General features: G+C 44.1%; 25 protein-coding genes. 18 read left to right on the top strand and 7 right to left on the bottom strand.

Features of this window, described 5'->3' with window-relative positions; translation table 11 throughout:
- The 7 genes from murA to mlaF are packed head-to-tail and all read right to left on the bottom strand — an operon-like array spanning position 1 to position 4,564.
- Positions 1 to 1,263: a UDP-N-acetylglucosamine 1-carboxyvinyltransferase gene (gene murA, locus ACTD55_RS00125; protein WP_438862264.1), complete on the bottom strand. Its 1,263-nt coding sequence runs from the start codon at positions 1,261 to 1,263 to the stop codon at positions 1 to 3.
- Positions 1,263 to 1,526 carry a BolA family protein gene (locus tag ACTD55_RS00120; RefSeq protein ID WP_438862263.1) on the bottom strand — a complete coding sequence of 88 codons (264 nt, stop codon included), beginning with the start codon at positions 1,524 to 1,526 and terminating at the stop codon, positions 1,263 to 1,265. Before ACTD55_RS00120 ends, murA begins: the two co-directional genes overlap by 1 nt.
- Before the next feature lie 29 nt (positions 1,527 to 1,555).
- On the bottom strand, positions 1,556 to 1,858 hold the full coding sequence (locus tag ACTD55_RS00115) for an STAS domain-containing protein (RefSeq protein ID WP_438862262.1): 303 nt from the start codon (positions 1,856 to 1,858) through the stop codon (positions 1,556 to 1,558).
- Positions 1,859 to 2,506 carry an ABC transporter substrate-binding protein gene (locus ACTD55_RS00110; protein ID WP_438862261.1) on the bottom strand — a complete coding sequence of 216 codons (648 nt, stop codon included), beginning with the start codon at positions 2,504 to 2,506 and terminating at the stop codon, positions 1,859 to 1,861.
- Positions 2,507 to 2,516: 10 nt separating this feature from the next.
- Positions 2,517 to 2,984: an outer membrane lipid asymmetry maintenance protein MlaD gene (gene mlaD, locus ACTD55_RS00105; RefSeq protein ID WP_438862260.1), complete on the bottom strand. Its 468-nt coding sequence runs from the start codon at positions 2,982 to 2,984 to the stop codon at positions 2,517 to 2,519.
- Positions 2,985 to 3,761, bottom strand: a complete 777-nt coding sequence (gene mlaE / locus ACTD55_RS00100; RefSeq protein ID WP_438862259.1) for a lipid asymmetry maintenance ABC transporter permease subunit MlaE — start codon at positions 3,759 to 3,761, stop codon at positions 2,985 to 2,987.
- Positions 3,761 to 4,564: a phospholipid ABC transporter ATP-binding protein MlaF gene (gene mlaF, locus ACTD55_RS00095; RefSeq protein WP_438862258.1), complete on the bottom strand. Its 804-nt coding sequence runs from the start codon at positions 4,562 to 4,564 to the stop codon at positions 3,761 to 3,763. The genes mlaE and mlaF overlap by 1 nt, the downstream gene beginning before the upstream one ends.
- Positions 4,565 to 4,854: 290 nt before the next feature.
- On the opposite strand from mlaF, the gene ACTD55_RS00090 reads away from it, so the two are divergent.
- The 18 genes from ACTD55_RS00090 to ACTD55_RS00005 all read left to right on the top strand — a co-directional run.
- Entirely contained in the window at positions 4,855 to 5,814 is a 960-nt protein-coding gene (locus ACTD55_RS00090) for a calcium/sodium antiporter (RefSeq protein ID WP_438862257.1), read from the top strand.
- Between the two features lie 7 nt (positions 5,815 to 5,821).
- Entirely contained in the window at positions 5,822 to 6,376 is a 555-nt protein-coding gene (gene kdsC / locus ACTD55_RS00085; RefSeq protein ID WP_438862256.1) for a 3-deoxy-manno-octulosonate-8-phosphatase KdsC, read from the top strand.
- Complete coding sequence (gene lptC / locus ACTD55_RS00080) at positions 6,373 to 6,942, top strand: LPS export ABC transporter periplasmic protein LptC (RefSeq protein ID WP_438862255.1); 570 nt, start codon at positions 6,373 to 6,375, stop codon at positions 6,940 to 6,942. The genes kdsC and lptC overlap by 4 nt, the downstream gene beginning before the upstream one ends.
- Complete coding sequence (gene lptA, locus ACTD55_RS00075; protein ID WP_438862254.1) at positions 6,905 to 7,426, top strand: lipopolysaccharide transport periplasmic protein LptA; 522 nt, start codon at positions 6,905 to 6,907, stop codon at positions 7,424 to 7,426. The genes lptC and lptA overlap by 38 nt, the downstream gene beginning before the upstream one ends.
- Before the next feature lies 1 nt (position 7,427).
- Positions 7,428 to 8,153 carry an LPS export ABC transporter ATP-binding protein gene (gene lptB, locus ACTD55_RS00070; RefSeq protein WP_438862253.1) on the top strand — a complete coding sequence of 242 codons (726 nt, stop codon included), beginning with the start codon at positions 7,428 to 7,430 and terminating at the stop codon, positions 8,151 to 8,153.
- Positions 8,154 to 8,232: 79 nt separating this feature from the next.
- Positions 8,233 to 9,681 carry an RNA polymerase factor sigma-54 gene (locus tag ACTD55_RS00065; RefSeq protein ID WP_438862252.1) on the top strand — a complete coding sequence of 483 codons (1,449 nt, stop codon included), beginning with the start codon at positions 8,233 to 8,235 and terminating at the stop codon, positions 9,679 to 9,681.
- Between the two features lie 38 nt (positions 9,682 to 9,719).
- Positions 9,720 to 10,007: a ribosome hibernation promoting factor gene (gene hpf, locus ACTD55_RS00060; RefSeq protein WP_438862251.1), complete on the top strand. Its 288-nt coding sequence runs from the start codon at positions 9,720 to 9,722 to the stop codon at positions 10,005 to 10,007.
- Positions 10,008 to 10,044: 37 nt separating this feature from the next.
- A complete protein-coding gene (gene ptsN, locus ACTD55_RS00055) occupies positions 10,045 to 10,488 on the top strand; it encodes a PTS IIA-like nitrogen regulatory protein PtsN (RefSeq protein ID WP_438862250.1) in 444 nt (147 codons plus the stop codon).
- Positions 10,485 to 11,336 (top strand): RNase adapter RapZ, encoded by an 852-nt coding sequence (gene rapZ / locus ACTD55_RS00050; protein WP_438862249.1) that lies wholly within the window; start codon positions 10,485 to 10,487, stop codon positions 11,334 to 11,336. Before ptsN ends, rapZ begins: the two co-directional genes overlap by 4 nt.
- 16 nt (positions 11,337 to 11,352) lie before the next feature.
- Positions 11,353 to 11,628 carry an HPr family phosphocarrier protein gene (locus ACTD55_RS00045; protein WP_438862248.1) on the top strand — a complete coding sequence of 92 codons (276 nt, stop codon included), beginning with the start codon at positions 11,353 to 11,355 and terminating at the stop codon, positions 11,626 to 11,628.
- 41 nt (positions 11,629 to 11,669) lie between these two features.
- Positions 11,670 to 12,290, top strand: a complete 621-nt coding sequence (locus ACTD55_RS00040) for a LysE family translocator (protein ID WP_438862247.1) — start codon at positions 11,670 to 11,672, stop codon at positions 12,288 to 12,290.
- Positions 12,291 to 12,424: 134 nt separating this feature from the next.
- Positions 12,425 to 13,786, top strand: a complete 1,362-nt coding sequence (gene mgtE, locus ACTD55_RS00035; protein ID WP_438862246.1) for a magnesium transporter — start codon at positions 12,425 to 12,427, stop codon at positions 13,784 to 13,786.
- Positions 13,787 to 13,813: 27 nt separating this feature from the next.
- On the top strand, positions 13,814 to 14,992 hold the full coding sequence (locus ACTD55_RS00030; RefSeq protein WP_438862245.1) for an MFS transporter: 1,179 nt from the start codon (positions 13,814 to 13,816) through the stop codon (positions 14,990 to 14,992).
- Between the two features lie 98 nt (positions 14,993 to 15,090).
- Positions 15,091 to 15,951 carry a MipA/OmpV family protein gene (locus tag ACTD55_RS00025; RefSeq protein ID WP_438862244.1) on the top strand — a complete coding sequence of 287 codons (861 nt, stop codon included), beginning with the start codon at positions 15,091 to 15,093 and terminating at the stop codon, positions 15,949 to 15,951.
- A 9-nt stretch (positions 15,952 to 15,960) separates the two neighbouring features.
- On the top strand, positions 15,961 to 16,332 hold the full coding sequence (locus ACTD55_RS00020) for a DUF3019 domain-containing protein (RefSeq protein ID WP_438862243.1): 372 nt from the start codon (positions 15,961 to 15,963) through the stop codon (positions 16,330 to 16,332).
- Entirely contained in the window at positions 16,332 to 17,027 is a 696-nt protein-coding gene (locus ACTD55_RS00015; RefSeq protein ID WP_438862242.1) for a response regulator, read from the top strand. The genes ACTD55_RS00020 and ACTD55_RS00015 overlap by 1 nt, the downstream gene beginning before the upstream one ends.
- A gap of 29 nt (positions 17,028 to 17,056) precedes the next feature.
- Positions 17,057 to 18,313, top strand: a complete 1,257-nt coding sequence (locus tag ACTD55_RS00010) for an ATP-binding protein (RefSeq protein ID WP_438862241.1) — start codon at positions 17,057 to 17,059, stop codon at positions 18,311 to 18,313.
- Positions 18,314 to 18,414: 101 nt separating this feature from the next.
- Positions 18,415 to 19,572 (top strand): gluconate:H+ symporter (locus ACTD55_RS00005; protein WP_438862240.1); only part of this gene is annotated, 1,158 nt, incomplete at its 3' end.

Below are 19,572 nucleotides of genomic sequence, written 5' to 3'. Positions count from 1 at the left end.
TTAGCCGCTAACCCGCTTAATGTTAGCTCCCAACCCATTCATTTTAGATTCGATATGATCGTAGCCACGATCAAGGTGGTAGATACGATCAACAATGGTTTCACCTTGAGCCACCAATCCGGCAATGACTAAACAAGCAGAAGCCCGTAAATCGGTTGCCATCACTTGCGCACCATTTAACTTGGAATGCCCACGGCACACGGCACTATTGGTTTCCAAGTCAATTACCGCGCCCATGCGCTGCAATTCCGGCACATGCATAAAACGGTTCTCGAATATAGTTTCTGTCACTACTCCCGTGCCTGTCGCGATAGCATTCAGCGCCACAAACTGAGCCTGCATATCCGTAGGAAAGCCGGGATGAGGAGCTGTTTTAATATTGACACTACTAGGACGTTTGCCTTGCATATCCAGCTCAATCCAGTCTTCACCACATTGAACTTGGGCGCCCGCTTCCCTTAACTTGCTGATCACCGCATCGAGAGTTTCCGGTGCTGCATTTAGACATTTCACTCTGCCTCCGGTAGCTGCCGCAGCCACCAGAAAGGTTCCTGTTTCTATTCGATCAGGCAAAACTCGGTAATCACAACCTTGTAATTCCGTAACCCCTTCAATAGTTATTTTATCAGTACCTGCATGAGAAACCTTCGCCCCCATTTGGTTAAGGCAGTTAGCCAAGTCTACAATTTCCGGCTCACGGGCGGCGTTTTCCAGAACGGTGGTGCCTTCAGCTAAGGCCGCTGCCATCATTAAGTTCTCGGTAGCCCCAACACTGACCATATCCATGAAGATGCGTGCACCTTGCAAGCGACCATTGATGGAGGCTTTAACATAACCTTCTTCAACCACAATATTAGCGCCCATTTGACGCAAGCCATTCAAGTGCAAATTGACTGGCCGTGCGCCAATCGCACAACCACCAGGTAACGACACTTCTGCTTTACCATAGTGCGCCAATAATGGGCCTAACACTAAGATAGAAGCTCGCATAGTTTTGACCAGATCATACGGCGCAACACAGCTATTTAATTTACCTGTATCAATAGTCACGGTCTGTGAATCGACACGCTCCGTGCTAGCGCCCATCTGTGCAAGTAGTAATAAGGTAGTATTGATATCCCGTAATTCGGGTACATTGCTGAATCGGCATGACTGTTTGGTTAACAAACTGGCCATTAACAGTGGTAACGCGGCATTTTTTGCGCCCGAAATAACCACTTCGCCTTGCAAAACCGTTCCGCCCTGAATGCACAGTTTTTCCATTACAGTGCACCTGGCATAAGAAACTTACGCTCCTTTTCCCATTGTTCTGGGGTAAACGCTTTAATCGTTAGCGCATGTAAGCTGCCATCGGCAATATGCGCTTTCAGTGGGGCATAAACAACTTGCTGCTTTTTGACTCGACTCAAGCCTTCAAAGCTGTCACTCACTGCGATCACTTGGAAATGGGAACCTTCACCGGTAACTACCAGCTCAGATAATGTCAGGGATTGTTTTAAAATGGATTCTATTTCAGATATTTGCATGACCAATCTATGATTTGAATAAATTGCCGCTATTGTAACGGTAAAAAGCCCTCAACGTCGCTCATTTTTGCCAACTTCAGTAATGACGTCGGGACATTGACTAATTTTAAGTTTTTGTTGGCTCGTTGACACTCATCAATCAGCTGCAATAACCAGGCTAAACCGGCCGTATCAATCAACGTTACGCCTTGTAAATCAAAAATAATTTCGCTATTGATTTTTTGCCACTGCGCTTGACGATCTTGCCACGGCTTGACCAACGTCTTGCTATTTAACGCTCCGATAAAATGAAACTGGTTTTGCTCCTTAAGCTCAACGTTAAGTGCGTCCAATCAGTTGTCCTCTTTTTTGTTTGGCAACACGATGGATTGGCTATTTTTTTCTTTCAGCATTTTAATCACTGCATCAATACCATCTTGACGGATTATCCCTTCCAGCTCACTTTGCTTGCTGGACAATAAACTAATGCCTTCTGCCACCATATCAAAGGCTTTCCATTCATCAGTACGGCTACTTTTACGCACTTTAAAAGCGATTTTTATATCAGGTCGACCGGGTTCTTTGACCAAGGCGCGTACCGTAACCATTCGATCATCTTCAACATCTTGGGCTGGTTCAAACTCAACAACCTGATCATCATACTGAGACATTGCAATCGCGTAAGTGGTTACCAAATAATCTCTGAAAACTTGAATAAATTCGGGAATTTTATCATGAGGAACCGATTTGAAATGCTTACCCAGCACCTTTAACGCCGAGAACTTATAATCCACGTGCGGTAATAATTCTTGTTCCATAATGGCCCGCAACAAATCTGGATTTTTCTCAATCGCAACCCGCTCCCGCTTGATTCGATCAAAGGTTTTAGTCGCGGCATTTTTTACCATCAAATAAGGATTACTTTCATCCTGAGCCATCGCTGCAGTAGATACTGATAGACCGATAACTAACAGTACAGTGCCGACTAATTTTCTCAACATGTTGATTCCCCTAGTCTTTAGATTTGCTAAACAGGAACTGACCAATCAAATCTTCCAAGACTAAAGCAGACTTGGTATCTTCAATGTAATCACCTTCTTTCAATGTGCCTATACCATCAAAGGAAAATCCAGGCTGTAAACCAATATATTGTTCGCCCAACAGACCTGATGTCAAAATTGCTACCGAGCTCGTTTCAGGAAAGTGAGCATACTCACGGGCAATAGTCATCGTTACCACTGGGGTAAAATCTTTATCGTCCAATTTGATCGAGGTCACTCGACCCACCGTCACACCACCAACCTTGACAGCGGAACGGACTTTTAAGCCACCTATATTGTCAAATTTGGCAAATAATTGATACGTATCTCCACTACCCGTAATACCACGATTAGCCACATTTAGTGCCAACATCAAAGCTGCAGCTATAGCTAATGCGACAAAAATACCTACCATTAATTCAATCTTACGCGAATTCATTTATTCAATCCCAAACATCAGGGCTGTCAGAATAAAATCCAGCCCTAAAACCGTTAACGAAGCATGCACAACTGTTTCAGTCGTCGCCTTACTAATTCCTTCGGACGTTGGTAGACAATCATAGCCTTTAAATACCGCAATCCAGGTCACCACTACAGCAAATACCAAGCTCTTGATAACCCCATTCAAAACATCACCATTAAATTCAACGGTTGATTGCATAATCGACCAATAGCTGCCGCTATCAACACCTAACCAGTCAACACCAACCAAGTGACCACCTAAAATACCCACCGTGCTAAAAATAATCGCTAACATCGGCATCGAAATTATTCCCGCCCAAAAACGTGGTGCAATCACCCTGCGTAATGGATCAATAGCCATCATCTCTAAACTACTCAGTTGCTCAGTGGCTTTCATTAAACCAATTTCAGCCGTTAATGCGGAGCCGGCTCGCCCGGCAAACAATAACGCGGTCACAACAGGCCCTAGCTCACGCAGTAAAGATAACGCTACCATCGGCCCCAAACTATCTTCGGCTCCATAGCCGACCAAAATAGTGTAGCCCTGTAACGCCATTACCATGCCAATAAACAAACCTGATACGACAATAATCAGCAACGACTGCACACCCACCACATAAATTTGTTTAATCACTAAGGGAACGTTTTTATGCGGTTTGGGCCAAGCTATAATGGCTCCACCGAGTATTTGTGCAGCTCGCCCGATCGCTGCTATTTTATTCAGTACCGAAGCACCTAAGCTAACCAGCCACATTAAGATTTACCACCATTGATTAATTCTTGCCTTAAATCCTGCGCCGGATAATGAAAAGGAACGGGACCATCGGCCTGGCCTTGCAAAAACTGTTGCACTAACAATGAGTCACTATTTCTTATTTGTTCCGGACTCCCCTCACCAATGATTTTTTGATCGGCAATGATATAAATATAATCGGCGATACTCATGACCTCATCCACATCATGGGTTACCACCAGACTGGTCAGATTCAACGCATCATTAAGTGCCTTAATAAGCTTGACCAACACCCCCATGGAAATAGGATCCTGTCCAGCAAAAGGTTCATCATACATAATCAGTTGGGGATCAAGGGCAATCGCTCTTGCTAATGCCGCTCTGCGAGCCATGCCGCCAGATAACTCATTCGGCATTAAATCAGCAGCTCCACGCAATCCCACAGTCTGCAATTTCAACAAAACCACGAGGCGTATTAATGATTCAGATAATTCGGTGTGTTCGCGCAATGGATAGGCAATGTTGTCAAACACTGACATTTCAGTGAACAGCGCCCCACTTTGGAACAGCATGCTCATATGGCGACGGGCCTGATAAAGTTGACGACGATTCATGCTCGGAATAGAGTCACCATTAAACAGAATATCGCCCTGATCAGGCTTTAGCTGCCCTCCTATCAACCTCAACATAGTGGTTTTACCTATACCACTGGGGCCCATAATTGCGGTGGTTTTTCCACGGGGAATCTTCATAGAGATATCCTGATAGATAACACGCTGGCCGCGCTTAAAAGTCAGATTGTTAATTTCTACCAGATAGTCCATTGATATTAGGCGATCCCGATTTTTGTGATGGAGACAGATATGACAATCATTATTAGCGAAATTACTAAGTGGTGACAGTTTATTTAATTTCAATCCTAATTAGAAATATTAAAAAGTTACAAGATGTAATTTAAATTACACTTAGTACTATCGTACTTTTTACAGATAAACCGAACGACACCAGAATATCTCTTGCTCCCGTAAAAAAGCAATAAAGCTCAGATTGCCCATAGGCAAAGCGCTGTGTTTTTGCGACAATTCGCGGCAAATTAACCTGTAGAAGTAAATAGATGATTGTTGATGTTGTGATTTTTATGATTGGGCTGACAGTATTGAGCTGGAGTGCTGATCGTTTTGTCTATGGTGCATCAGCTTTAGCCGGTAATTTGGGTATTTCGCCGATGATTATTGGTCTCACAATTGTTGCGATGGGATCTTCGGCGCCTGAAATTATGGTCTCGTTTACCGCATCATTCAGTGGTAACCCGGATACGGCGGTAGGTAATGCTATCGGATCCAATATTACTAATATCGCACTGGTGTTAGGCGTGACCGCATTATTTAAACCCATGCTAGTCGCCTCCAGTACCTTAAAAAGAGAGATGCCGATGCTCGTTGCAGCAACGTTGCTTGGCATCTATTTTCTGGCGGATCAAAAACTGACTCGCACGGAAGGGATAATTTTACTAGTTGGTTTCTTCGCCGCTATTTTTGCCGTTTGTTGGCTATCCATGCATGCCGATAAAAAAGACAAACTAGAACAAGAAATCAGCCAAGAATTAGATTTGAATGTTGACACCCCAAAAGCACTTTTCTGGTTGGTTGTCGGAATGATTCTGCTGCCTCTTAGCGCTCAATACATGGTCGGTTCAGCAGTCAATATTGCCAAATTTTTTGGGATGAGTGATTTGGTTATCGGCCTAACTATTATCGCCATCGGCACCAGCCTACCGGAATTAGCCGCCAGTGTTGCAAGCATGCGTAAAGGCGAAGATGACATGGCACTGGGCAATATTATCGGATCAAATATATTTAATATTCTTGCTGTATTGGCCATGCCGGGCTTAATTGCGCCGGGAATTATTGATGCTAACGCGGCGGGGCGTGATAGCTACGCCATGCTGGGACTGACTTTATTGCTCGTCCTGTTCAGCTTTAATTTTCGCGGACAACGTCGAATTAATCGTTGGCAGGGCGGCATGTTACTGGCATTGTTTGTGCTTTATCAGATAATACTGATCGGATGGTAACTAACCTATGTCCCTAATCACAACGCTTTACGGTGAAATAGACTCACGACTTATCACTAAATTAGCCCGCATCAAACTATTGGCTTGCGATGTCGATGGCATATTTTCTGATGGGCGCATTTATTTAGGTAATGATGGTGAAGAACTAAAAGCCTTTCATACCCGTGATGGCTATGGCGTTAAAGCGATTCAAAAATTAGGTATTCAAGTTGCGGTCATTACTGGACGTTCATCCAATATTGTTACCCAACGCATGACCAGTTTAGGTGTGACGCACATCATTCAGGGTGAAGAAAACAAAGGCCCCGCGTTACAAACATTGGCAAACAAGCTTAAATTGGACAGCAACCATATTGCAGCAATGGGTGATGATATGCCAGATTTAGGCATGTTTGATGAAGCAGGGATACGCATTTCAGTAGCGGATGGTCACCCATACGTTCGTCAACAAGCTGACTATATTACCAGCTTGCGCGGTGGATTTGGCGCAGTACGCGAAGTCTGTGATTTAATTTTACATGCACACAAAAAACTAAATCACATTCATGGAAGCAGCACATGAGCAAAGTGTCGATCAGTATATGTTTACTGTTTTTACTGGTATTAGTGCTTAATTTTGAAGACTGGCTAACCGATTCACCTACCCAAACAACAGATAAAACCGAAGAAGCCTGGCGCCCCAATTACCAAGCCAATAAAATGCAAAGTACGTTGTATGATAAACAAGGTGAAATTCACCATCAGGTTTATGCAGAGCATATGGAACATTACCAGTTACTTGGCTTTACTTTATTTGAGCAACCTCAATACACCATATTTACCACGGCACAGGAGCGTCCTTGGCACGTCAGCGCGGTGGAAGGTACATTATACGATGATAATCGACTGCATTTAGAAGATAATGTGGTATTACAAAGCACCGATAAAGAAGGGTTTATTCAAACCATGAAAACCGATTTCATTGAAATTGACCTGAATAACAACACCCTCTCTTCCGATCAGTTGGTAACCATTAGTGGCAAGAACTTTGTCGTTCAAGGCACTGGTTTTACCGCTAATTTAAATAAACGAACTTTTGAGCTACTTAATCATGCTAAATCGACTTTTTCACCCAACCTTAGCCATTAAAGCGGGTTATCTGGCATTACTGCTGGTTCCCCTACATGCTTTTGCTGATAAGGCTGATTTCAAGCAGCCACTGGAAATATTATCTGAAAATAACAAAGCAGACGGCATCGAAAAATCCGGATTCTACCGTGGTAATGTACATATTACCCAAGGCAGTTTGGTGATTGATGCCGATGAGGTGGATGTGATAGCCAAAGATGGTCCTGGCAGTGAAATTTTTATTGCTCGTGGCAATCCCGCCAGCTATCAGCAAAAGTCTGATGATGGCAGTATGATTAAAGCCTTAGCCAACGAAATCAAATATACCCTGGGCGAACGGGTATTAACGCTTACCACCAATGCCGAACTGCACTTACAAAACAGTATGGTTAAGGCCGAATTTATTGAGTTCGATATGGAAAATGAACAATTTAGTGCCAACGGCAGTAACGATGACGATGGACGCACGATCACTATCTATCAACCCGGCACACAGGAAAAATAAGATGGCAACCCTTAAAGCCACCCATTTAGCCAAATCCTACAAATCCCGTCAGGTGGTAACCGATGTGAGTTTACAAGTCTCTACTGGCCAAATTGTTGGATTATTAGGGCCAAATGGGGCAGGTAAAACGACCACCTTCTATATGATTGTCGGCTTGGTTCCTATCGATAAAGGTCAAATTTTTATTGATGATCAGGAGCTGACTTTGCAACCTATGCATGTTCGTGCCCGCAAAGGTATTGGATATTTACCGCAAGAGTCATCGATTTTTCGTAAATTGACGGTATGGCAGAACTTGATGGCGATTCTAGAAACTCGTAAAGATCTGAGTAAGGCTGAGCGCGAAGAGCATGCAGACGCCCTGTTGGATGAGTTCAACATTAATCATATTCGTAATAGTCTTGGTATGAGTTTGTCGGGTGGCGAACGGCGACGGGTAGAAATTGCCCGCGCATTATCTGCCGATCCGGAATTTATTTTGCTTGACGAACCCTTTGCGGGCGTCGATCCTATTTCTGTGACCGATATAAAGAAAATTATCAATCACCTCAAAGACCGGGGGATTGGCGTGTTAATCACCGATCACAATGTTCGTGAGACCCTTGATGTGTGCGAAACCGCCTATATCGTTAGTCATGGAGAATTAATTGCCCAAGGCAATGCCGAACAGGTGCTAAGTAATCAACAAGTAAGGGATGTATACCTGGGCGAGCAATTCAAGCTATAGTTAGCAAACAAAACATCAACCATTAGCAATGTAACAGCCTTAGCTGGTTTTTGAATTAACGGGACACGACAAGACGTAAATGAAGCCCTCATTACAATTAAAATTTAGCCAACAACTGACCATGACACCGCAGTTGCAGCAAGCCATCCGGCTGTTGCAATTGTCGACCATCGATCTTCAGCAGGAAATTCAGGAAGCCTTGGATGCCAATCCACTATTGGAAGCAGAAGATAATCAGGACTTCCCCGAAAACGAAAACAAAGATTCAGATAATGACTATGAAGCCAGTGACAGTATTGAGTCTGGTGATGCTCTAGAGAAAAATGAATTACCCGACGAATTACCTATCGATTCAACCTGGGATGAATATTACAGTGCATCCTCGGCGCCAGCCGCTCCCATTAGCGGTGGTGATGATGAACAAATTTATCAGGGTGAAACCACCGACAACATTCAAGAACATTTATTATGGCAAATGCGCCTGACCCACTTCAGTGAAACAGATATCGCGATTGCCACTGCCATTATTGATTCTATTGATGAATCCGGTTATCTCACCGTGTCTACTGAAGATATTCTGAATAGTCTCGATAATGAAGAAGTCGACATTGACGAAGTGAATTGCGTATTAAAACGGGTGCAAATGTTCGATCCTGTTGGTGTTGGATCACGAACACCGGCCGAATGTTTGATGGTACAGCTTAACCAGTTTGCCGCTGACACCCCCTGGCTAGAAGAAGCCAAACTGCTAATTACCCAATACATGGATTTACTGGCCAGTAAGGATTATCGCACTCTGATGCGCAAGGCGCGCCTAAATGAAGAACAACTGCGGGAAACCATACGATTAATTCAGACCCTTAATCCACGTCCCGGCAATGCCTTAATTACCACTGAGCCAGAATATGTGATACCGGACGTATCGGTGATGAAAAAGAATGGCCGCTGGGTTGTCGAACTGAATCCCGATAGTCTTCCCAAACTCAATATCAATCAGCAATATGCGGCCATGAGTCGCAGTGTCAAAAATACCAGCGACAGTCAGTTTATTCGCTCACACATGCAAGAAGCCAAGTGGTTTATTAAAAGTCTGCAAAGTCGCAACGAAACTCTGCTCAAAGTGTCCAACTGTATTGTGCAGCAGCAACAGGGATTTTTTGAATATGGTCCTGAAGCGATGAAACCAATGGTGTTAAATGATGTCGCAGAAATGGTGGATATGCATGAATCAACCATTTCCCGTGTCACCACACAGAAATATATGCATACCCCCAGAGGGATTTATGAACTGAAGTATTTCTTCTCCAGCCATGTCGCCACTGAAAATGGCGGTGAGTGTTCGTCCACTGCAATACGGGCATTAATTAAAAAGCTGGTTGCGGCAGAAACACAAAGTAAACCTCTGAGTGATAGTAAGATTGCGCAATTGTTGGCCGATCAAGGTATTATGGTTGCTCGGCGAACCATTGCAAAATACCGCGAATCATTAATGATTCCACCGTCTAACCAACGTAAAAGTCTGCTTTAACGGAGCAGCTTGAACGTCAAATTTAAGGAAGTCGCGATATGCAAATCAACCTGACTGGCCACCATGTCGAAATTACAGACTCACTACGTGATTACGTAGATAATAAATTTACCAAACTGGAAAGACATTTCGATCATATCAATAACGTCCATGTAATACTTAACGTCGAAAAGCTCAATCAAAAAGCCGAAGCGACGTTACATCTACATGGTGCTGAAGTCTTTGCTACCTCAGAGCGTAATGATATGTATGCAGCAATAGACAATTTAATTGACAAGCTTGATCGACAGGTGATTAAGCATAAGGAAAAAGTCAGTCGGCATTAATCCATATTAAATGACTCAGTAAAAGCAGTAATAATTAATGGAAATTAAAAATATACTCACTCCCGGCTGCACAGTTTGTGCAGCCGAAGATTCCAGTAAAAAACGTATTTTGGAAACCATCAGCAATATTGCTCACCAAGCATTGCCGCAATTGAGTTCGGATCAAATACTCGAAAGTCTGTTATCCCGAGAGAAAATGGGCAGTACCGGTATTGGTAATGGCATTGCCCTGCCCCATGGGCGACTGGCTGAACTGGATAAAGTACTGGGAATTTTAGTTACTTGCCAAACACCAATTAGCTTTGATGCAATTGATAACAAACCGGTGGATATATTCTTTGCTCTACTGGTACCCGCGGATCAAGCTCAAGGACATTTACAAACGTTGGCTACCATCGCCGGTAAATTAAGCGATAAAGATATTCTCAAACAAATACGTCAGGCCGAAAGCAATCATGAACTTTATGAGGCGATAATATGAAGCTGATGATTATCAGCGGACGTTCAGGCTCGGGAAAATCTATTGCGTTAAGGGTATTGGAAGATCTCGGCTATTACTGTGTTGATAATCTGCCGGTTAACTTACTCCCCACCCTGACTCACACCGTGGTGGATGAATATGATCAGGTCGCAGTCAGTATTGATGTGCGTAACCTACCCAAAGATCCCGATGAATTAGTCGAAATTCTCAATTATCTGCCCGATAGCTGGGATATGAATATTGTCTATCTGGATGCCAGTGACGATGTATTAATTAAACGCTTTAGCGAAACTCGTCGTTTACATCCCTTATCCCGACATAATAAATCCCTTAGTGAAGCCATCATGGCAGAAACTAAACTGTTGGCTCCCATCATTGAACGTGCTGATTTGTATCTGGATACCGGCGAACTGTCCGTGCATCAGCTAGCTGAATTGGTCCGTGAAAGGATATTGGGTAAAAAAAGCTCTCGTTTAGTCATTGTATTTGAGTCATTCGGATTTAAACATGGCATTTCCAAAGACGCTGATTATGTATTCGACTCACGTTTTTTGCCCAATCCTCACTGGGAACCGGATTTGAAACACCTGACCGGATTAGACAGCGCCGTACAGAATTTTCTTGGTGCACAACCTATTGTGACTAAATTCATCTGGCAAATACAAAATTTGATTACCACCTGGCTTCCCCACTTAGAGCGGAACAACCGCAGTTACGTAACAATTGCAATTGGTTGTACCGGTGGCCAACACCGTTCAGTGTATGTGGCAGAAGCTTTGTGTAATAACATCCGTAATACTCACCCAGATGTACAAATCCGTCATCGTGAACTCAATCGCACTCCTTGATTAGGTAATGCTGTAAATGAACCGAATTGAAAAATCTCTGGTGATCCAGAATAAATTAGGATTACATGCCCGCGCGGCCACTCAATTAGCTAAACTTGCCAATCAATTTGATGCGCAAGTGACCATCCAGCAACAAGATAAAAGTGCGTCAGCCAATAGTGTATTAGGGTTGATGATGCTGGAAAGCCATCAAGGCAAAGAAATCACCGTAATCAGTGAAGGGGTCGATGCAGCGGCGGCAATGGATGCTGTGGAAGAACTCATTGCCAAAAAATTTAACGAAGCAGAATAAACTGCTTACGTGCTCCTCATTTTTCTTCTGATGTACTTTTAATGCCAGATTTAACCCTACTCGCCGCGTTCATTCCGACCTTCTTTTTTGTTTCCATTACTCCCGGCATGTGTATGACATTAGCCATGACGCTGGGCATGAGTATTGGCGTCCGTCGTACATTGTGGATGATGATAGGAGAAGTGATTGGCGTTGCGATCGTCGCGATTGCCGCGGTACTCGGTGTGGCCAGCATTATGCTTAACTCCCCCGAACTTTTCACAGGATTAAAATGGCTGGGCGGCGCTTATTTGGGTTATATCGGTATAAAGATGTGGCGCGCCAACACCAGCATATCACTTAACCAGCCAACCGATTATGACGTAAGCCGCCATGCGTTGTTTTCACAAGGCTTGGTCACTGCTATTGCCAATCCTAAAGGCTGGGCATTTATGCTGTCATTACTGCCCCCGTTTATCGATATTGAACGTGAAGTGGCACCACAACTGATGGTGCTGGTGAGTATTATCATGCTCAGTGAACTGATCTGCATGACGATTTACGCCACTGGAGGTAAAAGCTTACGATTATTCCTTTCTCGGGGAGATAATATTAAATGGTTACATCGTATTGCCGGCAGTTTAATGATAGTTGTCGGTTTTTGGCTGGCCATTGACAATTAACCACGACTCCCTTTCTTACCCGGCATAAAAATCCCGGTAAAGCTTAAATCGACTAAAAATTCTGCTGATCTCTGATGCGGCTTCCTCTAAACTAGCAAAATAAAATCAATAAGTTGCAGTGAGCCATTAGCTTTATGCCTGACAATACCGAACAGCAATACAGTAACAGCCAGCTTCAGATCATCAGCGATGCTCTGAATAATGGTATGTATGTGCAAGTTCGGAAGATGCTGCATAACATGCCTGCCTGTGATGTCGCATTATTGCTGGAATCTACCACCTCCAGAATTCGAACCGAGCTATGGCAATTACTCGACGCAGAATTTCATGGGGATGTACTCGAAGAACTATCTGAAGATGTCCGTAATGGTATTGTGCGCAGCATGGTGCCAGAAAAAGTCGCCGACGCGGTCGAGGACATGGACACCGATAATCTGGTGGAATTGTTACGCAGTTTACCTGATGAAACGGTCCAGGAAGTACTTAATTCAATGGATCATCAGGACAGGCTAAGGGCTGAAAAAGCCTTGGCCTACGGTGAAGAAACCGCCGGTTTTGTAATGAATACCGATACCATCACTCTGCGTCCCGATGTCACTATCGACGTGATATTGCGTTATTTGCGTCTTAAAGGTGATGTGCCAGAAGATACCGATACATTTTTCGTGGTTAATCGGCATGACAAATTAACGGGTTATGTCCCGGTTACCAAGTTGCTAACCGCTCGTACCGATATGACGGTCAAAGAATTGATGACCAAAAATTCAGAAGGCATTCCGGTCGATATGCCCGAGCGGGAAGTGGCTAAACTGTTTGAACGTTACAACTGGTTATCTGCACCGGTAGTAGACGCTGAAAATCATCTCCTTGGCCGGATTACCATCGATGACGTTGTTGATATTATCCGCGAAGAAGCAGAACACTCAATGATGAGTATGGCAGGTTTGGATGATGAGGCCGATACTTATGCGCCCATCATGAAAAGTACCCGCCGCCGCTCTATCTGGTTGGGTGTCAATTTATTTACTGCCTTAATGGCCGCAGCGGTCAGTGATTTATTTGAAGCAACCCTAAGCCAGTTAGCTGTTCTCGCCATTTTAAATACCATTGTTCCCAGCATGGGAGGGGTGGCTGGTAATCAGACCCTTACGCTAGTTATTCGTGGTATGGCGTTAGGTCACGTCAGTCCCGGTAACTCACGCTCGTTAATTTATAAAGAACTTGCGATTGGTGCGTTAAATGGTTTGATTTGGGCGGTTTTAATTGCCTCCGTGGTGGCATTATGGAAACAAGACGTGATGCTAGGTGCCATTATTGCGTTTGCCATGTTGGTCAATATGATAGCCGCAGGTTTAGCGGGCGCGACATTACCAGTGATCATGCAGCGGATGAATATCGATCCGGCCTTGGCGGGCAGTGTCATTTTAACCACGATCACTGACGTGGTCGGCATATTCGCATTTTTAGGCACCGCGACATTATTACTAATGCCATAGTCGATTGTTCAAGAGCCAAAAAAACCAATGAAACTCCACTCAAATGTATGGTTACTGATGCTGGCACAAGCTTTTATCGGTTCGATTGGGCCATTGGTGGTGTTTGTGGGTGGTTTTATTGGCATGCAACTGGCACCGTCAGCCACATTGGCAACAATGCCTGTTGCCTTTATGGTAATTGGCATTGCTACATGTACCTTACCCATTGTCAGGTTATTCAGTTTAACGGGCCGTAAAAAAGGCTTTCTGTTAACCATCAGTATCGGGGTTATCAACACGCTTTTTTGCGCTTATGCGGTTTCAGTCCAACATTTTTGGCTATTCTGTTTCAGTATTCTACTGTTCGGTATTCCGCTGGCAGCAGTACAACAATTTCGCTTTGCGGCCATGGAATCAGTCGCTCCAGACAAAGCGGGACAGGCAGTATCAATACTATTACTGGCAGGATTGGCGGCGGCTTTTATTGGCCCGGAACTAGGATTAGCGGGTAAAGATCTATTTGCTACTGAGTTTGTCGGATCTTTTGTGTTACTGGTAGGCAACTTAATCATAGCGTTAATTATATTACTGTTTATCACCCCGACCGAATCTGCCCAAATAAACCTAACCGGACAGCCCAGGGCTTTACGTCAGATTATGCGCCAACCGGTTTTCATATTGGCGTTATGTAGTGCCACTGTGGGTTTTGCCGTGATGAGTTTTATCATGACCGCTACGCCGATCAGCATGCATGTTCACCATCATTTTAGTATGGAACAAACTAAATGGGTGATTCAGAGTCATATTGTCGCTATGTATTTACCCTCATTAATCACCGGTATTTTAGTCAAAAAACTCGGAGCGATACGCTTATTGCAAATAGGTTTATTGGCGTTAACCTCATGTATTGTGATTGGCTTTATTAATCAATCCTATAGCCACTTTTGGTTTAGCCTGGTGATTTTAGGGATTGGCTGGAATTTTATGTTTGTTGCCGCCACCAGCCTATTACCAAAGAGTTACCAAGAGAATGAAAAATTCAAAGTCCAAGGTATTAACGACTTTGCTATTTTTTCGGTTCAGGCCCTAGTGTCTTTATCCGCAGGTTGGGTAATACAGATTGCGGGGTGGAATACCTTATTATTGCTGAATCTTCCGCTCCTTTTATTGGTGATTATCTGCATTATTTACTGGCAAAAGCAGCCAACTTCAGACCCTAACCAATAGCGCATCACAATGCATCGATTTGTGAATATTTGTAATCGCCTAGTGAGCCACACTCAAGCCTCTGTTATGCTGCGCCGGATTACTGTTAGGAGTTGGCTTTGCGTTTAATCAAGTGGGTAGCTGCTATTTTAGGCAGCGGATTATTGTTATCGAGTATCAGCATTCCAGCCTGCGAGGTATCGCAGCAGCATTGTATTGAGCAAAACAGCTGGCGATTAGGCGTCGCTCTGGGTGCAGGAGTCACCATTAATCCCCTGCATGACGGCGATAATATTCCTCTGGTGATATTACCCGATATTGCCTGGTATGGAGAATCAGCCTATTTCGATAATGGCGAACTGGGCTATCAATGGGTGCAAAGCAATCACTATGCTTTTGAAACTTTTCTTGCCATAAATACCGAAAAAGCCTATTTCAGTTTCTGGCATCCCAATAACCTACTACTGTTCAATAATAACCAGTTGAGTGCCATTTTTTCGCCATCGCAACAACCTCAAAATCGCATTTCTGTTAATCAGGTAAGTGAACGTGACTGGGCTGTAGATCTAGGTGTACGAGCACATTGGTTTACCCCTTCAGGGGAATGGCGGATAGCAGTGTTAACTGACGGCACAAATACTTATAATGGCCAGCAACTCGACCTCAGCTATCGACATGCGTGGCAAATTAACCAATGGACCCTATCAGTATCACCCCAGTTAACCTGGAAAAGCCATCAACTACTCAATTATTATTATGGCTTGAGTCAACAAGATAATGTTAGTGATGAACAGCTTTATCAAGCTGGTAGCGGCTGGTTTCCTGCAATTACACTATTGGCACGAAAACCGATCTCAGAACGCTGGTCATGGCTTATTCGCGGACGCTATCAACATCTGCCATCCGCGATGTCCGATAGTCCACTGGTGGCAAGAAATAACGTGGTTAGCGGCTTTATTGGAGCTGCCTATCAATTCTGACAGGGGATCATGTTGAAAGGACTCGGCTGGTTGTTTTTACTACTAATAAGTGTAAAAAGCCAAGCAATAGAACCCAATTGGCAAGTATTGCCTGATACCTGCGTGGTAGAAAATGCGGGGGATTTGTGTGATATGTCGTTAACCATCGTCACGCAACATTTGCCAGCAGGTGTGTATTGTTTGACTCTTTCAGGTAAACAACTCGATTGTGTGGATTCAATCAATCCGTTATGGCATCCCACAGTTCACTTTCGTCAAACAGCTCAGCTCGCCTTGCTGGATAGTAACAACAATATTGTATTCACGACCGTTCTTAAAATTAAAACACTGCAATCTGCTCAGGGACGTCGACGGATCCGCAGTCCGTGGAGTATTTTTTGATGACCAATATATTACTAGTCGAAGATGATAAAAGACTTAGCAGTCTGGTGGCTGACTTTTTAACCGAGCAAGGTTTCAAGGTCAATTGCCTTTATGACGGCAACGGCTTGCAACAAGCAATCAAAAACAATCCTCCCGATATCATTATCCTTGATGTGATGTTGCCCGGTCAGGATGGATTCTCACTGTGCCGCAACATTCGGCCCAATTATAGCGGCCCACTTTTGTTTATGACCGCCCGCGATGATAATTTTGATCAGGTTCTGGGTTTGGAATTAGGCGCTGATGATTATGTTATCAAACCCGTAGAACCTCGCGTGTTACTGGCTAGGATCCAAGCGCTACTTAGACGAGTCAAAGCCACCATGTCAGAGAAATCTCATCGACAAATGCAGTTCGGCAAATTATCGATCAACAGTGCTTCTCGACAAGTAACCCTAGCCAATGAATTAATTCAGCTCACCAGCCATGAGTTCGATTTATTATGGATGTTGGCAGACAATGCCTCACAGGTAGTGGATCGTAATAAAATATATGATGAATTAATTGGACGTCCTTATGATGGGCTGGATCGTTCTGCTGATGTGCGCATTTCCCGCTTGCGTAAGAAGTTATCGGATAATCAGCAAAATCCCTACCGAATTAAAACTATATGGGGGAAGGGGTTCTTTTTTGTACCTGATGCGTGGGATTAATCGATCAGAGACATTGGAGCAATCATCCTATGGCCAGATTATTTTTTAGTTTATATATTGTCATTGCCCTGTCGCTGATTTTGCTCGCAGCGGCGATGGACAACCTGTTTTATACTGATAGCCCTCAGGTTTCGCCTCCGGCAGAATCTATCGGTATTGTATTTCGTGAGCTCTATCCCAAACACGATATTAGCAAACTGGCCACCAATGCTGACATCCAAATGAGTTGGAAAAACCCCAAAAGTATGGCCTGGCCGGATGCGATTGCCAAACGCTTGAACAATGGCAAGCCAGTATTGCTGCACGACAATATTGCTCGCCAACAACTCTACGTGCAAATGCGGGATGGGCGATTGCTGGAGTTAACCTTTAAACAACAATCTCCGCCGCAAACATCATATTTATTGTACAGCAGTTTGTTTTTTATTCTGCTAAGCATTCCTTTAGCACTATGGGTATGGCCATTATGGCGGGACCTTAATGCGCTTAAAGCAGCCACTCAGACCCTGCACGGTGATGGCTCGCTGAGTAAAGTAGAATTGTCCGCTCATTCACCGCTAAAGCCCATCGCTGACGCATTCAATCAATTAAGTTTAAAAATAAAGCAGTTACTATTGAACAAACGTGAACTAACCGGCGCGGTTGCCCATGAATTCCGTACTCCATTAGCGCGTCTGAAATTCGCCTTGGCACTCAAACCTCAAGTCGGTGCCTCACCCTGGAAAGCCATGCGTGAAGACGTTGACGAACTAGAATCACTGGTGCAAGAAATGCTCGATTATTCCAGTATGGAAACTAGCGCTCCGGAAATGGATATGTCGGAAATTCCGTTAAAGCAAATCAGCGAAGATATTGTCAATAAAATGGCTTACCAGCATAGTATTCATCTGCATGTTGAAGGGCATGATCATATTGTGTTGGCTGATGCTCATTTTGTGCAGCGCTCATTACAAAACTTGCTGCAAAACGCATTACGTTATGCCCACCAAGAAATCGTTATTCGCATATTACGCCAGCACAATACCATCATTGTTCATGTCGATGACGATGGACCGGGGATTGATGAGCAAATGAGTGAGCGTATTTTTGACCCCTTTTTTCGACCCGACAGTAGCCGTGATCGACTTAGAGGGGGAGCAGGTCTAGGTCTTGCGATAGTGCGCCGCATACAGCAATGGCACGGTGGCACCTGTACCGTAGAAACCTCACCGTTGGGTGGCGCACGTTTTATTCTGACCTACCCCGCCCTTGATTCATTACCCAATCCACCTTCTTCATCACACTAATATCCAACCGCACAACTTGTTAACAAAATGTTATTGACAGACGCAAGGGATAAATGTAATCGTTTACAGTCATTTATTGCTTGCACAAGGTTTTGATTTATATGGCCATTATTTCTGTTTCAGTGGCAATCTTATTACTGGTATTACTAATCACCTGGGCTAAATTACATCCCTTTTTAGCTTTTTTAATTACCTCAATTGTCGCCGCCATCTTATTAGGTATCCCGTTACAGTCTATTCCTGCTACGCTGGAAAAAGGTATCGGTGGATTACTTGGATCACTTGCCGTGATTATTTGCTTAGGGGCGATGTTTGGCAAACTGGTGTCCGAAAGCGGTGCCGCCCAGCAAATCAGTAGCAGCTTAATGAAACTCTGCGGTGATAAATACATTACCTGGGCATTAATGTTGACTGGCTTTATTGTCGGTATTCCACTGTTCTACAATGTGGGCTTTGTGCTGCTGATTCCGTTAGTTTTCTCGGTGGTTTATCAAACCAAATTACCTGCGGTTTATTTAGGTATTCCGCTGTTGGCAGCGCTGTCTGTCACCCATGGTTTTTTACCTCCTCATCCATCGCCCACTGCGTTAGTGCCGCAATTTGGTGCCAATCTGGGCCTGACCCTGATTTACGGTTTAATTGTCGCTATCCCGACCATGGCGTTAGCGGGTCCCATTTTCGCTAAAACCCTAAAGAATATTGATAGCCAACCTTTGGCTACTTTTAAGCCCAAAGCGATCGCTGACGAACAGTTACCCAGCGCATTCAATAGCTTTGCTACTAGCTTGTTACCTGTCGTGTTAATTGCCGCTACCACGGCACTTCCTTATTTAGCAGGCGATGATAAAAATTCATCGGCTCTAGTCAGTTTTATTGGCAATCCGATGGTAGTAATGATTTTGGCATTGGGTATTGCCACTTACACTTTGGGTACATCACAAGGCATGAAAATCAGCCACATTATGGATAGTTACTCCGATGCGATTAAAGACATTGCAGTCATTTTATTGATTATTGCCGGGGCGGGCGCGTTAAAACAGGTGTTTGTCACCAGCGGTGTCAGTAATGACATTGGTGATGCGCTGCAAAGTATTGATCTAAACCCTCTACTACTGGGCTGGTTAATCGCGACTATTATCCGTATTTGCCTGGGCTCGGCCACCGTCGCTGGTTTAACCGCTGCGGGAATAGTTGCCCCTTTAGTGTTATCCACCGATGTGGATCCTAACTTGATGGTACTTGCCATCGGTGCTGGCAGT

The sequence above is a fragment of the Neptunicella sp. genome, from assembly GCF_048268085.1.
Lineage (GTDB): Bacteria > Pseudomonadota > Gammaproteobacteria > Enterobacterales > Alteromonadaceae > Neptunicella.
The sequence above is the reverse complement of the archived record's forward strand: the minus strand, read 5'-3'. Positions and strand labels throughout refer to the sequence as shown.